At 43.3% G+C, this 16,041-nt stretch carries 8 protein-coding genes and 1 pseudogene; 4 read left to right on the plus strand and 5 right to left on the minus strand.

From position 1 onward, the window contains the following. Positions 1-83: 83 nt before the first annotated feature. Positions 84-1,463 (plus strand): metalloprotease PmbA, encoded by a 1,380-nt coding sequence (gene pmbA, locus EGC80_RS06325; RefSeq protein ID WP_124013461.1) that lies wholly within the window; start codon positions 84-86, stop codon positions 1,461-1,463. Between the two features lie 200 nt (positions 1,464-1,663). Beyond that, a complete protein-coding gene (locus EGC80_RS06330) occupies positions 1,664-3,031 on the plus strand; it encodes a hypothetical protein (protein ID WP_124013462.1) in 1,368 nt (455 codons plus the stop codon). 133 nt (positions 3,032-3,164) lie between these two features. Here the strand turns inward: EGC80_RS06330 and EGC80_RS06335 are convergent, their stop codons facing one another. Next, on the minus strand, positions 3,165-4,604 hold the full coding sequence (locus tag EGC80_RS06335) for a methyl-accepting chemotaxis protein (RefSeq protein WP_124013463.1): 1,440 nt from the start codon (positions 4,602-4,604) through the stop codon (positions 3,165-3,167). A 606-nt stretch (positions 4,605-5,210) separates the two neighbouring features. Between EGC80_RS06335 and exeM the strand changes: the two genes are divergently transcribed. Beyond that, complete coding sequence (gene exeM / locus EGC80_RS06340) at positions 5,211-7,826, plus strand: extracellular exonuclease ExeM (protein WP_124013464.1); 2,616 nt, start codon at positions 5,211-5,213, stop codon at positions 7,824-7,826. Positions 7,827-8,107: 281 nt separating this feature from the next. Here the strand turns inward: exeM and EGC80_RS06345 are convergent, their stop codons facing one another. Then, positions 8,108-9,211, minus strand: coding sequence for a phosphoribosylaminoimidazolesuccinocarboxamide synthase (locus tag EGC80_RS06345; protein ID WP_124013465.1), 1,104 nt, complete (start codon positions 9,209-9,211; stop codon positions 8,108-8,110). A gap of 210 nt (positions 9,212-9,421) precedes the next feature. On the opposite strand from EGC80_RS06345, the pseudogene EGC80_RS06350 reads away from it, so the two are divergent. After that, a pseudogene (locus tag EGC80_RS06350) lies at positions 9,422-9,619 on the plus strand (DMT family transporter); the annotation flags it as partial. 408 nt (positions 9,620-10,027) lie between these two features. On the opposite strand, the gene EGC80_RS06355 reads toward EGC80_RS06350, so the two are convergent. The 3 genes from EGC80_RS06355 to uvrA form a co-directional block, all read right to left on the minus strand. Next, positions 10,028-11,842 (minus strand): DEAD/DEAH box helicase, encoded by a 1,815-nt coding sequence (locus tag EGC80_RS06355; protein ID WP_101033829.1) that lies wholly within the window; start codon positions 11,840-11,842, stop codon positions 10,028-10,030. A gap of 256 nt (positions 11,843-12,098) precedes the next feature. Beyond that, complete coding sequence (locus EGC80_RS06360) at positions 12,099-13,070, minus strand: M20/M25/M40 family metallo-hydrolase (protein WP_124013466.1); 972 nt, start codon at positions 13,068-13,070, stop codon at positions 12,099-12,101. A gap of 43 nt (positions 13,071-13,113) precedes the next feature. Beyond that, positions 13,114-15,984 (minus strand): excinuclease ABC subunit UvrA, encoded by a 2,871-nt coding sequence (gene uvrA, locus EGC80_RS06365; protein ID WP_124013467.1) that lies wholly within the window; start codon positions 15,982-15,984, stop codon positions 13,114-13,116. Positions 15,985-16,041 lie beyond the last annotated feature (57 nt).

Here is a 16,041-nt window from a genome sequence, read left to right on the forward strand (position 1 = left end):
GGCAGCGATATAAATGCTCGGTTATCAATCGCCATTTGAATTTGATATGCTAAGGTCAATTAGACTAATCAAAGAGTAAATTTGTGGCTTCTCATCCTTCTCCAGCGCCTAGCGCAAGTGAACCAACCCCTAGAATTGATGCTGAATTATCGGCGTTAAAAGACGCTGTCACTGTTGCGTTAGAATACGCAAAAGTGTTGGGGACTTCGGCCGCTGAAGTGGCCATCAGTAAGCAGCAAGGTTTGTCGGTTTCGACCCGTGAAAAAGAAGTTGAAACCGTTGAGTTTAATAAAGACGGTGCATTAGGCATTACCATTTACCGTGATGGCCGCAAAGGTAATTCATCAACTTCAGACTTAAGCCCTGAGGCGATTCGCCAAGCGGTAAAAGCGGCCGATGGTATTGCGAAATATACCTCAGAAGATCCTTTCAGTGGCTTGGCTGATCCCGCTTTGATGGCGCAAGATATTCGCGACTTAGAGTTATATCATCCACAAGATATCGATGCAGAAGAGCTCGCTCAGTTGGCCATTCGTGCAGAAGAAGCCAGTTTGTCAGTTGATAGCCGTATCCGTAACTCCGATGGTGCCAGCGCGAATGCGCATACTGCCGCCAGAGTTTATGGTAACAGCCATGGTTTTCTTAACGGTTATTGCAGCTCTCGCTACAGTTTAAGTTGTGTTGTAATAGGCCAAGAGTCTGATGGCAATATGCAGCGCGACTACGACTATACGGTGGCCCGTAAGTATCATGATTTACTGTCACCTGAAGTGGTAGGTTTGCAAGCAGCAAACAAAACCTTAAGTCGATTGGATGCGCGTAAAATTCCTACTGCAAAAATGCCAGTGTTATTTGCGCCTGAAATTGCCACAGGCCTCATGGGTCATTTAATTGGTGCGATTAGTGGTAGCAGTATTTACCGTAAGTCGAGCTTCTTAATGGAAGCTTTGAACACTCAAATATTCCCTGACTGGTTTAGCATTGAAGAGCAGCCGCATTTGGTTGGGGCCCTGGCTAGTGCTAATTACGACAGTGAAGGCGTGGCAACTCAAGACCGACGTATTATTGACCGTGGCCAACTAGAGACCTATTTATTAACCAGTTACTCCGCACGTAAATTGGCGATGACTAATACAGGCCATGCCGGTGGTATTTATAACTGGACCTTGAGCCATTCAAACCAAACATTTGACGACTTAGTGAAAGCCATGAATACCGGCTTAATTGTGACGGAAGTGATGGGCCAAGGCGTTAATGGTGTCACCGGGGATTATTCTCGCGGCGCGGCGGGGTTTTATGTTGAAAACGGCGAGGTGTTATACCCCGTAGAAGAAATTACCATCGCAGGCAATTTAAAAGACATGTTTATGGGAATACAAGGTGTAGGTAAAGATCGCGATTTACGTTCATCAATCCGCACCGGCGGTATTTTACTGAGCGAGATGAAGGTCGCGGGTAATTAACACCTTTTGCTGAAAAACGCATTTATGGTTTAAATGTAAAAATAATTAAAGCCTCTTATCTAATTGATTAAGAGGCTTTTTTTTGGCTTTAATTTGTCTCTTGACGCTTTATATCTTTACTTTACCTTTCTTGACAGTCGTTTACAGGCAAAGGTTGTCATAACTCTTGTAAATGTAACTAGATGGTTAATGGAGTAAATATGTTTAACAAAAAAATAAGTCGATTGATGATGGTGTCTGCAATGGGAGCCTTGTTATTAGGGTGTGGCTCAGACAGTGAAGAAAGCAGTGATGATGTCGCATATGTGCAGTTTTATAATGCATCACCTAATAGCACATCGACCTCGTTAGTGCTCGATGACTATTCATATACTGCGGTTGATTTTGCTGATTCAATGCCGCGTTATGCTTATAGTACAGGGAGTACAGAACTGGACATTTATGGTCAAGATGAAGATAGTGAAACGGTAACCGTTTACAGCGATACCATTGATTTAGCGAGCGACTCGAACCATTTGTTTGTGCTCTATGGTGACTATCACGATCCCGAACTATTGGATATTAACTATTCACGCGATGAAATGGACGAGTTAAATGCCGACGAGGATAATGACTACAGCAAAATGGAAGTGCTGGTGGCTAACGTAGCGACTGATGAAGGTACTTTTGATACCTATATTTCACTCGATACCCAAACCATTGACGAAGCTGTGATGCTCGGTAATGTGCCGTATAGCAGTTACACCAGCGAACAGATATTCGATACTGATGATTATATTGTGTATCTGACCGAAACCGGCACTAAAAATGTGATTTACACAACAGGTAGCATGAGTTTAACCTCGGAAACTGCCTATAAATTGATGATTCGCAACAGTTTTGGTGCAGGTGATATTAACGTCACTATCGACAGCATTGACTCAACTACAACGCCTGTTACTTACGCCGCGTTAGAGGCAACGGCCGATTATCGCGTGTTTAATGGTTTAGAAACTCAAAGTATTGACGTTGATGTGGCCAGTAAGCAAGAGACACAATACTTGTATGGTATTTCACCCTTCACAGTAACGGGTTACCAATCAACATCGTTTAATGATTATGGTATCACTGCTAAGGATGCGACGAGCAAAGCCAAGTTGTTCGATAACTTGCTAGTAACGTTTAACCAAGATGAAGTGAAGTCCTTACTGATTTATCAACAAGAAGACAGTTCTGTCAAAGGTATGGTGATCGAGCAAGACTTACGACCTCGAGCTTTTGAATATAAAGTCGATGTGGTCAATTTGGCTTACGATTATGATGATCTAACCGTGTATTTTGTCCGCGCTTCAGAAACTATCGAAACCGCCGAATACAGCTTAACGGATTTAGATTTTGTCGAGCAACTAAGCCTAACACTGCCTGAAGATTATTATGAGATTAACATTGTTTACGAGGCCGATAATGGCACGCAAACGTTAGTTTATCAGTCTGATGCAATCAGCTTTGATGGCGACAGTAACTATACTTTCGTGCTGACTCCAGACAGTACCAGTACTTTAGGTCATAGACTTACGTCATTACAGTAATGTTAAGTTAATTGAGAGTGAGTTAAGCCACTGTCGATAAAACATCAAAAAAGCCGATATCATCGATATCGGCTTTTCATTTAGCGCTTATATTCAAATGGACATACAAACGAGTAAGTTAGTTAGCCTAAGGCTAATTAGTGCGGTATTGGCTTAAAATTTTACCTAAATCAGCGGATGCTTTTGATAACGCTTTAACACCGCTTGAAGACTGTTGTGATAAACCCCTAATAACATTTGATTTCTGTCTTATATCCGTCAGTTCTTTGGCAATGTCATTTGCCACTGCACTTTGTTCTTCTGACGATGTAGAAATTTGGAAACTCATGTCCATAATTGAACGTGATGATTCTGAAATCGCATTAATATCAGTACCAATATTAGTGATCAAATCGCTGCTGGTTTGTGCCTGCTTAACCGTATCTTGAGTGATACTGTCGATATTGAGTGTTTCACTTTGCAGGAGTTCAATCATTTTATGAATTTCAACAGTCGCTGCTTGAGTACGACCTGCAAGGGTTCTTACTTCATCGGCAACAACGGCAAACCCTCGTCCCATTTCACCCGCGCGTGCCGCTTCAATGGCAGCGTTTAATGCCAGCAAGTTGGTTTGATCAGAAATAGCATTAATGGTGGTGATCACATCATTAATATTGGTCGCATTAATTTTTAGGGTATGGACCGAGTTTGACGTTTGTTCAATGTAGGTCGATAACTGTTTAATTTCATTAATGGCACGCTTTGCCCGGTCATAACTCTGACGTGTATACTCCGAATCTTGTTCAACTTTTTGGGTTGAATTGCGGGCAATATTAGACACTTCAGCGGCGGATGCGGTCATTTCTTCCATTGCCGTAGCAACCGAGTCAAGTGATGCATATTGTTGATCAATTTGTTCAGCACTTTGAGCCGTTTCACTGGCAAACGAGCTGGAAGTCGTTTCCAATGTTTCGGCACTTTTTTTCACTGTAACAACAAGCTCGGTTAATGTGTCCATGGCTTTATCTAGCGCACAACCAATGGTGCCGAATTCATCACGACCAGGATGGAAGCCTAAACGAGAGGTGAGATCTCCTTTGGCAATTTTTTCCGTGGTATCCCATAACACCCACAGCGCTCCACCAATAAAAGTGGCATTCCAGTAAAGCACGATAGCAAAGGGCAAGATCCATAACAATGAGAGCAATAGTGACATTAATGCAGCTTGCTTAGCATTGGCTTCTTGACCATAGACTGATTCACTCAGCGTATAATATTGGCCATCTAATGCATAAACCGCAGTAACGGTATCTTGTTGGCGTGAACTAATTTGCGAACGACCAGACACCTGTAAGCCTAAGTTTGAAGCTTGTGCAAGCTGGCTGGTAGCATCTAGTGCTTGAACGGTAGCGGCCATTTTTTGTTCTAAAACATGTAATGATTGCTGTTCAATATGTTCAATTTTATTTAAGTAACCACTAATCGATACACTGGATAAAATGATCAGGAACAGTCCGAAGACAGTCCAAAACTTATCGTTAATGGACATTTTGATAAAGAGTTTATCGATATTTCTAAAATCAACTTGTTTCATGGTTTTGGTACCTAAACCGGTAAAGACAATAAATTCAAAGACTAGATAAGCTTGTCATATTTTAATATTAAATAGACAGCTTAATCGTATTTTGTGTGTGATGAACATGACATTCAATCATCATCAATACATGATCAATATCGACAATAAATCGAATAGCTTAAGTTATTTATTGGATTTTTTGTACAATGTCTATTTAACGTACTAAGTCACTTACTGTTGGTGGAAATGTCATCGCGACAATCTGATAATGTCTGACATTTTCAAAATGATTAGATGATTAGATGAGAGGAATATACGGCACGCAACAGTATGTTGTAAGTTTTTTCTTTTTTATTTAAACAAGTGTTACAAAGTTTATTTTAACGTGTGCATATTAAAATGGGGGTTGTTTTTGTGTTAGCTACTGTTTTTAATTGGTTATTTCCCTCTCAAGTTATCCTTGTTCTTTTGCAAGCATAAAATATTAAAGTTAATCAATGAGATAGCTATTTATTTGCCTCGTTAATGTGATCTATGTTGTTTTTTATGTAATCAAAATTTGACACAATCCAGCCGAATATTACAAAAAAATAGCATTTTGATTACAAAATATGGGGTTAAAAAATGAAAGGACTGACTAAACTAACGGCGGTTTCACTCGCAGTTGCTGCAGCATTGCCAATGATGGCAAATGCAGATGTATTGATTAGTGAATACGTTGAAGGTAGTTCATACAATAAAGCGATTGAGCTTTACAACAACAGTGATGTTGAAATTGATTTAACTGGTTATAAATTAGTACGTTATAAAGATGGAGACACCGTTGCACTGGATATGGTGGTGTTAACTGACTCAATTGCCGCTAAAGGTGTCAAAGTTATTTTGAATACAAATGCAGCGATTACCTTACCAGCCTCAACCGACACTATGACGGGCGATGTCAATTTTAATGGTGGCGATGCTGTCGGCTTATTAAAAGACGGTGTGCTAGTTGATGTGATTGGTGACATTCCAACGCCAGACGGTTGGGGCAGCAATACTACATTCCAACGTAAATTAGACGCCTTAACAGCCAGCACCACTTATGATGCAACCCAATGGGTTACATTAAATATAGACACCTTTAGTGGTTTAGGCTCGCTTGACGCAGCCACCATTCCAGATACCGTCGCATTTACCTGTAATGGCGCCACACTCACCAATATTTATGATGTCCAAGGCGCTGGAGATTCTAGCCCATTGATTGTTGATGGTAGTTTTTCATCGGCTAACGAAGTGACCGTAAAAGGGATTGTTACTGCGAGAAGTGACAGTTTATATAAGGGTTTCTTTATTCAAGACATGCAAGGCGACAACTCGCCTTATACCTCTGACGGCATTTTTGTCTTTCTAGACCAAGCCGCGCCAGACACGATTCAGCCCGGTGCTGAAGTGTGTGTGCAAGGTAAAGTAAACGAGTTTTACGGCTCAACTCAGATAGACCTTAAAGCCGATCAAAAATTTGAAGTGGGCGCATTAGGCGAAGTACCTGCGGCCAGTGCATTTTATGTTGCCGATGGTGAAACCCTAGCGCAAGCATTAGAGCGTGTCGAAGGCATGAAAGTGACATTAGATGCCGGTAGTGAGATGAAAATCACCCGCAACTTTAGTTTCGATTATGATTCATATCGTAACAATATGGTGTTGTCTCATAAAGCCCCATTAATGAAGCCGACTCAAGTGTTTGAGCCAAATTCAGCTGAGTCTGTTGCATTAGGTGAAGCCAATGCTGTTAATCAGTTATTTGTAGAATCTGACTATAAGGCTAAAAGCGGCGAAGTACCTTACTTCCCAGATTTTAACGCTGAAACCGGCTATATCCGTGTTGGCGACCAACTAACAAACCTTGAAGGTGTGATTGGTTATAGCTACAGCGCATACCGTATTTTAGCGACCAACACCATTACGGCCGGTGATTTTATCCGCGCGAATGACCGTACCTATGCGCCAACAGTAGCAGATATGGGTGATATTCGGGTAGCGAGCTTTAATGTATTGAACTTCTTCAATGACTCGGTTGGTGGTGATGTTAATCCATCAAACAGCAATCGCGGTGCGAAAGTAGAAGCTGAAATGGTATTGCAGCGCACTAAAATTGTGACTGCGCTAGTGGCCATGAATGCCGATGTTGTTGGTTTAATGGAAATTGCTAACAATGGCTTTGGTGAGCTTAGTGCAATCCAAAACTTGGTTGATGCCCTTAATGCCGAATTAGCGGATGATCAAGCCTATCGCTTTGTTGAAGTTGAAGAGGCTGATAAATATGACGGCAAATTCATCGGTGGTGATGCAATTACCGTTGGTATGCTATATCGCCCCGCGCGTATCAGCTTAGACGGTGCAGCAAACGTTATCGCAACGCCAGAGCAACATGCTGCCGAAGGTGCTCAAACCCGCGAGAAAGACAGCGTGGTTGAGCAAAGCCCAGGCTATGATAAGTTCCAACGTCACAGCTTAGTGCAAAGCTTTAGCATTAATGATGAAAAACTGACTATTGTTGTTAATCACCTGAAATCGAAAGGTTCAGGTTGTATTGAAGACTGGGCTGAGTTTAACGAAGATTCAGAACCCGCAGACATGCAAGGCAAGTGTAATGCGTTCCGAGTGTCCGCTGCCAAAGTATTAGGTGAGTCACTAAAAGATGTTGAAGGTGATGTACTGGTTATTGGTGACTTAAATGCCTATGGCAAAGAAGATCCGGTTGCAGTATTGACTGACTATGATGCGTCAACAACTGATCATATTATTCGCACCGCTTCTTGGACAACCTTAAACGGTAAAGTGTACGAGCGCGAAGGTAGTGTGATTGATAAAGGTTATGGGTTAATTAACTTAAACACTCAAGCACATGGTGCAACGACTTACTCATATAGTTATAACGGTGAGTTAGGTAACTTAGACCATGCTTTGGGTAATGCGAGTTTAGCGGCTAAGTTAGTCGATATTGACGACTGGCACATCAACTCGGTTGAATCTAACCTGTTTGAATATGGCAGCAAGTACACTGGTGATTTGGTTAAATCAGAGAATGCATTTTCTGCCTCAGATCACGACCCTGTGATCATTGCATTGAGCTATCCAGAACCAGTAGTGGTATTACCTACGCCAACACCTGAACCTGTGAAAGACAGCGATGGTGGTAGTTTAGGTTACTTTGCGTTGATGTTATTAGGTGCACTAGGCTTACGCCGTCGCAGTTAATGATGAGGTGATAAAGAAGTATCATCGTTCATTGATGATGCAGAAAAAAGGATGACAACTGTCATCCTTTTTTTATGATAAAACGACTCTTGGCTAGGGGGTAACGTCAAACGGATACCTACCCATTTTGATAAGGACAGCCAATACGGTTTAAAGCATTGGCGATTCAACGCTTAAGGCTTGCTGACGACGATTTTGTATTGATTTCAGCCGCTGTTTACGACGATGCCAGTACAAATAAGGCGCCATAGGCGCCTTATTTGTAATTGGGGAAACGTTATTTATACAATTAAATCATATTGTTCACGTAATACTTTAATAATGTCTGCTTTAGGGTTAGCTGGGAGTGAAATCGTGGCTCCGGTGACTTTTTCTGCAACACCAATATAAGTACGAGATACGTTCATCATTGCTGCTAACGGTAGCTCGTTATCTCGAGCAAGGGCTTCACGTTCTGGCATTCTGTCTTTGTTTAACAAAATGTCGGCATCGTCAAAGTGATTTAATAAAAACTGACGGAAACCTTCTTTTGAGTTTTCAACAATCTTACCTTCGCGATAAGCTGCGCCATCCCAAATACGTGATGAATCAGGAGTGCCGACTTCATCCATGTAAATCAGTTTAGCGTTGCCGTCTTTATCGTTGACATAACCAAACTCAAACTTGGTATCAACAAACACTTGGTCAAGCTTGGCTAGTGCAGCAGAAATCACTTTAAAGCCTTGCTTGAGCAGGACTTCATATAGGTCGATATCTTGTGGTTTTTCAAAGCCAAATGCTTGGTAGTTGGCTTCAATGTCGCTACGACTAATATTGACGTCATCCTGTGCTGGTACACCTGGAATGCCGGTTAAAATACCTTTGGTTGACGGAGTGATTAGCAGTTCAGACAGTTTTTGATCTTTGTTTAAGCCTTCAGGCAGGGTGATGCCGCAAAATACTCGTTCACCTTTTGAATAAGCCCGCCACATAGAGCCGGTAATGTACTGACGACAAATGGCTTCCACTTTAATTGGACGGGCTTTTTGCACTATCCACACAAAAGGGTGTGGGATATCTAAGATATGGCTATCAGCTAAGCCATTTTCGGCAAATAAACTAAACCAATGGTTTGAAATGGCATTGAGTGCCGCGCCTTTGCCTGGGATGCCTTGCAAGTTACCTTCGCCATGAAAAATACAATCAAAAGCAGAAATTCTATCACTGATCACCATAATCGCTAGTGGCGTATCTTCAGGTACATCGTAACCTTTGTCGCGAATTAAGCGGCGGCTATCAGTATCGGTTAACCAGTAAACACTGCGAACTTTGCCACTGTGGACAGGCTTGTCGGTACGGATAGGTAAATCATTGTTCACGGCAAGAACGGAATCAGCAAGACTCATGCGAATGTTCCTTAGGTTGAAGGGCGTATAGGGTTTTTATGGCGGCTATGTTACCTGCATTAAGCGGGTTTGCCACGGGAAAGGGTGAGTTGAAATAGGCTTTTTTGTTATGCGAACAATCATCGACTAGTTTAGCAATATCTTGATAAAGACTTTGTCAGGTTAATCAGGCAAAATTCACTTCCTAAATAGTGCTTGGAATAACAAAAATTGAACAGCGAACAAGTAAGTATTAATAACCGTTTAGGGCTGATATTTGTGTCTATTGCGGTATTTTTCTGGGGCATTTTACCTATTGCGTTAAAGCTATCAGGTGGTTTTATTACCCCAGTAACCCTGACTTGGTTTCGGTTTGTCGTGGCATTAGTGGTGACCTTGTTAATTCAATGGCGCTTAGGGGTATTAAGGCACAATACTGCTAGAGTCGCTTCGCTGCTAGGGCGGACTGCGTCCTGCTAGGAAATGATAACAAGCGAACGCAGCGCTCACGGATAAAGTGGTCTACCACCTAGGCTCTTGGCTTGTCATCTCTTAATCTATCTCGTCACCGCTTGTTATCTCAGGAATAGGGACAGCTTCGCTGCTAAGATTTTATAGCATCTAGCCGCGCAGCGTCCTAGCAGCGTAGCGATCTAGGCTCTTGCTATAGCATCTAGCCGCATAGCGACCTAGAACCTAGAACCTAAGAATAGTGATATTAAAAAGATAATCGCCAAGTTAATGGATGCTAATGATGTTTAGACTTATTTTGTCATTAGAATAGAAAACAAAAATGGAGCCCTTAGGCTCCATTTTTTATGTCATTCAACAGAATGATTAGCCGTTGTCACGAGGCTTACGTGGGCGATCACTGCGAGCACGATCTGTGCGCGGACGACGTGGAGCACCTGCGCCGCGAGTCGTATCAGCAAAGACTTCATCACCGGCTTCACGAATGTTTAAAGGACGACCACAAACACGCACTTTTCTAAGGTGTGAAAGGATGTCTTTAGGCATTCCGTCAGGTAAATCAACGGTTGTGACTTGATCAAATAATTGAATTTGACCAATGAAACGGCTATCGATGTTCGCTTCGTTAGCAATCGCGCCAACGATGTTACCTACACCTACGCCATTTTCACGACCAACATCGATAACATAACGATTCATTTTCACGTCTGGATTATCTTTTAAGCCTTCTGCATCACCAAAACTATTTGGTGCTGGACGGCTACTACGTTCGCCACGGTCACTGCGTTCACGACGTGGACGGTCGCTGCTATTACGGTCATTACGATCGTTTCCGCGCTCGTCACGTGAATCACGCTGACGCTCTGTAATTGTCGGTAATTGTAGAGGGCGCTCTTGCTGTACTTGTTTCAACAAAGCAGCAGCCAATAAATCAGTATCAACTTCAAGCTGTTGGCATAATTCAGCAACGGCATTTTTCATGAAATCTAAGTCACCATTAATGGTCTCTTGGATTTGCTCACCTAAACGAGATAAACGACGCTCTGCAACTGACTCTGGGCTAGGTACTTTCATTGGCGAAATACGGCTGTTAGTGGCGCGTTCGATAGTGCGTAACATGCGCATTTCACGATTGGTCACAAACAAAATCGCCATACCAGCACGACCAGCACGACCGGTACGACCGATGCGGTGAACATATGCTTCTGAATCATAAGGAATATCGTAGTTTACTACGTGTCCAATACGTTCAACGTCTAGGCCACGTGCCGCAACATCTGTCGCGATTAAAATGTCTAACTTGCCGCGCTTAAGCTGCTCAACAGCACGCTCACGAGCTTGTTGATTCATGTCACCATGTAATGGTGATGAAGCATAACCACGGGCTTCTAATTTTTCAGCTAATTCAACACAGCTGTTACGAGTACGAACGAAGATGATGATACCTTCAGTATTTTCAACTTCTAATACACGTACTAACGCTTCTAGTTTGTTGTGCTGTGATACTTGCACATAACGCTGATCGATAGACTCAACAGTTGCCTGGCTTGAGGCTATGCTGATGTTCACTGGATTGTTTAAGTGCTTAGCAGCAACACGCTTAATTTGCTCAGGCATAGTGGCCGAGAATAAGGCAAGTTGGCTATCAGCTGGCTTGTGCTCTAATACCCATTCGATATCGTCGATAAAGCCCATTTTTAGCATTTCGTCGGCTTCATCTAATACTAAGGCTTTTAGGCCATCTAGCTTTAATGTGCCACGGCGCATGTGATCCATTACACGACCTGGTGTACCGACAATCACTTGTGGTCCACGCTTAAGGGCGTTTAACTGTTGTTGCATGCTTTGACCACCGTAAATCGGTAGTACGTGGAAGCCTTTCATGTGTTTAGCGTAGCTACCAAATGCTTCGGCAACTTGAACCGCTAATTCACGGGTTGGTGCTAACACTAAAATCTGTGGGGCATTGATTTTCATGTCGATTTTGTTTAGTAAAGGCAGGGCAAACGCACCTGTTTTACCGGTACCGGTTTGTGCTTGACCGATAATATCTTTACCAGCCATAAGCGGGTCGATACTCGCCGCTTGAATTGGCGTTGGGTTTTCATAACCTAAGTCGTCAAGCGAACGCAACAAAGACTCAGACAGGCCGAGTTCGCGGAAAGTTTTTTCAGATGACATTGAGTTGTAGCCTTGTGGATGCGCACGAAGTTCGGAAGCTCGTGCTAAAGTTTCACAGACAGAAAATCAACCCCGTGTCGATTTCCCGCGCCGATATAAGGGGGCGTATTATAGCAGCAACTATGCGTGTTGACCACGTAAAAACTGAAAATAAACATTAATTTGCCTATTCGAGGTTAATATTGGCCTGATTCTTGATTTTTAGTATTTGTTAATTGGTTGAAATATGAACAATTGTTACTGTGAATTAGGTGATTTATGGGGCCTTAGTCAGTTTATCTATACTGAGCATTTGATACACTGTTTCAGCTACTGCCACAACAAAGTCGATGTCTAAGGTGCTTATTGTGTCGTCTGGCGTGTGGTATTGTGCATGGGGTGGTACGCCAAAATACACCCAAGAGTAACCTGCCTTATGGAATGCATAATGGTCTGATGCCCTTAGCCAATCACTTTTTCTCATCCGCCCACTTAACAACCTCGTGTGATGAGTACGGATACACAATTGATTTTGCTGCATCAACCCTGGCTCGATAAGTGCAAAATCAGCCAGATTGTGTTGACCTTCCATGTAGATTGCCCTGCGGCGGTCTGGGTGACCTATCATGTCTAAGTTAATGCTTAATTCAATGTCCATCTGTGGTTGTTGTTGTAACAACGCCACCAAGGCATCGCTGCCATACAAACCGGGTTCCTCAGCATCGGTGGCAACAATCATTACATTGACATCATCTAACGGCGGATTGCGTTGCCATTGGGCGGCAATGGCCATCATTCCGGCAATACCTGAGGCGTTATCATCTGCTCCCGGATACATGTTGCGTGCCGTTTGACCTAAATGATCATAATGCGCGGTGATCACTCGCCATCGAGTGGAGTGGGTTTTTGCCGCAATGGTGGCGATGATATTAACCCCAGAGACGGTCGAAAATTGATGCTGATAGCTAAACGGTACTGCAAATGTTGGCTGCCAAGGTTGTAATCCCATCTCAGTAAACCGCTTTATTAAGTAGTCTTGAGTGAGACGTGCACCGTGTGTGGCAGTCTTGCGGCCTTGAAATTTCACAGAGGTTAAGATGGATATGTCTTGGGTGACTTGTTGATTGGCATCGGGCCAGGTGGTAGTGATATTAGATGAGCATTGGCGCGGTGTTTGGCTACAGCCAATTAATAAGCTGCATAATAGGCTAAAACCGGTCACCTTAAGGCGAATTTGAGCAGTAAACATGGTGTGTTATCTCCTCTTATTCGCTTAAGGCTTGGTAGTTGATCTAAGCCTCGGATTGGGCTTTTTTCGCCTTTACCCGTTTGTTGTGTAACGCAAGCTTGGGCTTTAAGAATCTGGCCGTATGCGACTCTGGATGCTCTGCGATATCTTCTGGGCTGCCGGTGGCTAAAATCATTCCGCCGCCAGCACCACCTTCAGGGCCTAAATCGATAATCCAGTCTGCCGTTTTAATCACATCTAAATTATGCTCAATCACCACCACAGTGTTGCCGTGAGATTTTAAGCGATGTAATACTTCTAACAATAGTTGAATGTCGGCAAAGTGCAGGCCGGTAGTCGGTTCATCCAAAATATACAAGGTTTTACCCGTGTCGCGTTTAGACAACTCTTTAGCTAATTTAACCCGTTGGGCTTCACCGCCAGACAAAGTTGTTGCACTTTGGCCTAAACGAATGTACGACAAGCCTACATCCATTAAGGTTTGCAGTTTACGTGCTATTGATGGAATAGCAGTAAAATAGCCACGAGCATCTTCAACCGTCATTTGCAGCACTTCGTGAATGTTCTTGCCTTTGTATTTTACTTCTAAGGTTTCGCGGTTATAGCGCTTACCTTTACAAGCATCACAAGGCACGTATACGTCTGGTAAAAAATGCATCTCAACTTTAATTAAGCCATCACCTTGGCAGGCTTCACAGCGACCGCCTTTGACGTTAAACGAAAATCGACCTACCAGATAACCCCGGGTGCGCGATTCTTGTGTGCCAGCAAAAAGTTCACGTATTGGGGTGAAAATGCCAGTATAAGTGGCAGGGTTAGATCGCGGCGTTCGGCCAATGGGGCTTTGATCGATATCGACTACTTTGTCGCAATGATCCATGCCTTTAATGCTTTTGTAGGGCGCGGGTTCGTCAACGGTGGCGCCATTGAGCATATGATGAGCTATTTTAAAGAAGGTGTCGTTAATCAGTGTCGATTTACCTGAGCCAGATACCCCGGTAACACAGGTAAATAATCCCACTGGAATGGTTAAATCAACATCTCTTAGGTTATTACCCGATGCGCCAAATAACTCAATTACCTTTTTCGGATCGATTGGGGTGCGCTCGTCACTAATGTGTATTTGCTTTTTACCGGAAATATATTGACCCGTGACAGACGCTTCACAGTTAACAATATCTTCTAGGGTACCGTCGCAAATGACTTCACCGCCATGAACACCCGCACCAGGGCCGATATCAATAATGTGATCAGCAAGACGAATAGCATCTTCATCGTGTTCGACCACAATGACAGTGTTACCTAAATCGCGCAGGTGGATTAATGTTTGTAATAAGCGTTCATTGTCGCGTTGATGTAAACCAATTGACGGCTCATCAAGCACGTACATCACGCCCATTAAACCAGCACCAATCTGGCTGGCTAAACGAATACGTTGTGCCTCGCCACCCGATAAGCTGTCGGCTGAGCGTGACAAACTTAGGTAGTTAAGGCCTACATTGACCAAAAAACCGAGGCGTTGACTGATCTCATTTAAGATTTTTTCGGCAATTTTGGCCCGTTGACCTTCAAACACGACCGTGTCGAAGTATTGTTTGGTTTCGCCAATCGACCACATCGTTAGCTGGGGTAAATTGAGTTCGCCAATAAACACGTTGCGGGCTTCTTCGCGTAAGCGCGAGCCGCCACAGCTGTTACAAGGTTGCATATTAATAAACTTAGACAGTTCGTCGCGTACCGAGTTACTTTCGGTTTCGCGGTAGCGGCGGTCCATATTATTTAAAATGCCTTCAAACGGATGGTTACGCACCACTACGTCGCCGCGGTCATTAATGTATTTAAAAGCGATGCTTTGTTTGCCAGACCCATACAGGACTATTTTTTTGATTTTGTCGCTAAGGGCTTCAAATGGCTGTTCGACGTCAAATTTATAGTGCTCGGCCAGTGAACTGAGCATTTGGAAATAATAAAAGTTACGTCTGTCCCAACCGCGGATAGCCCCGCCAGCCAGCGACAATTCGGTATTGGTAATGACGCGTTCTGGATCAAAAAATTGCTGCACGCCTAAACCGTCACAGGTTTGGCACGCGCCAGCCGGATTGTTAAATGAGAAAATACGCGGCTCAAGTTCTGCCATCGAATAGCCACAATGTGGACAGGCAAAATTAGCCGAGAATATCAGCTCTTCAATATTGTTATCTTCCATACTGGCAATTTTAGCGATACCACCAGACAGTTCTAAAGTCGTTTCAAACGACTCCGCTAAGCGCTGTTTCATGTCTTCGCGAACTTTGAAGCGATCGACAACCACCTCAATGGTGTGTTTGATGTGTAAATCTAATGTTGGAGGATCGGTTAAGTCACACACTTCACCGTCAATACGAGCACGGATATAGCCTTGTGCCGATAAGCTTTCAAGCAGCTTAACGTGCTCACCTTTACGATCGTTTACCACCGGTGCAAGCAGCATTTGGCGGCTGTCTGCTGGTAAGGCTAATACTCTATCAACCATTTGGCTGACCGTTTGCGCCGATAAAGGCTGGTTATGCGTTGGGCAACGAGGCTCACCCACTCGGGCAAATAATAAACGTAAATAGTCATAGATTTCGGTAATGGTACCGACGGTGGAGCGCGGATTGTGTGAGGTTGATTTTTGTTCAATTGAAATGGCAGGACTTAAGCCTTCAATATGATCAACATCGGGCTTTTCCATTATGCTCAAGAATTGACGCGCATAGGCCGACAGCGATTCGACATAACGACGTTGACCTTCTGCATACAAGGTATCGAAGGCTAATGATGATTTTCCTGAACCGGATAACCCTGTTATCACAATAAGTTTGTCACGGGGTATGGTTAGATTGATGTTCTTAAGATTGTGGGTTCGGGCACCGCGTATTTCAATTTTATCCATCGACTCGCTCTATGACTTGTGTAAAACAAAACAGCGATCAGTATCGCATAGTTTATT

It is taken from the genome of Shewanella psychromarinicola (assembly GCF_003855155.1).
GTDB lineage: Bacteria > Pseudomonadota > Gammaproteobacteria > Enterobacterales > Shewanellaceae > Shewanella > Shewanella psychromarinicola.

What these genes read in the sequence shown, in the direction of transcription:
- EGC80_RS06330 (WP_124013462.1), top strand. Translation starts at nt 1,664, where the DNA reads ATGTTTAACAAAAAAATAAGTCGATTGATGATGGTGTCTGCAATGGGA.
- uvrA (WP_124013467.1), bottom strand. Translation starts at nt 15,984, where the DNA reads ATGGATAAAATTGAAATACGCGGTGCCCGAACCCACAATCTTAAGAAC.
- EGC80_RS06355 (WP_101033829.1), bottom strand. Translation starts at nt 11,842, where the DNA reads ATGTCATCTGAAAAAACTTTCCGCGAACTCGGCCTGTCTGAGTCTTTG.
- EGC80_RS06360 (WP_124013466.1), bottom strand. Translation starts at nt 13,070, where the DNA reads ATGTTTACTGCTCAAATTCGCCTTAAGGTGACCGGTTTTAGCCTATTA.
- EGC80_RS06335 (WP_124013463.1), bottom strand. Translation starts at nt 4,604, where the DNA reads ATGAAACAAGTTGATTTTAGAAATATCGATAAACTCTTTATCAAAATG.
- EGC80_RS06345 (WP_124013465.1), bottom strand. Translation starts at nt 9,211, where the DNA reads ATGAGTCTTGCTGATTCCGTTCTTGCCGTGAACAATGATTTACCTATC.
- exeM (WP_124013464.1), top strand. Translation starts at nt 5,211, where the DNA reads ATGAAAGGACTGACTAAACTAACGGCGGTTTCACTCGCAGTTGCTGCA.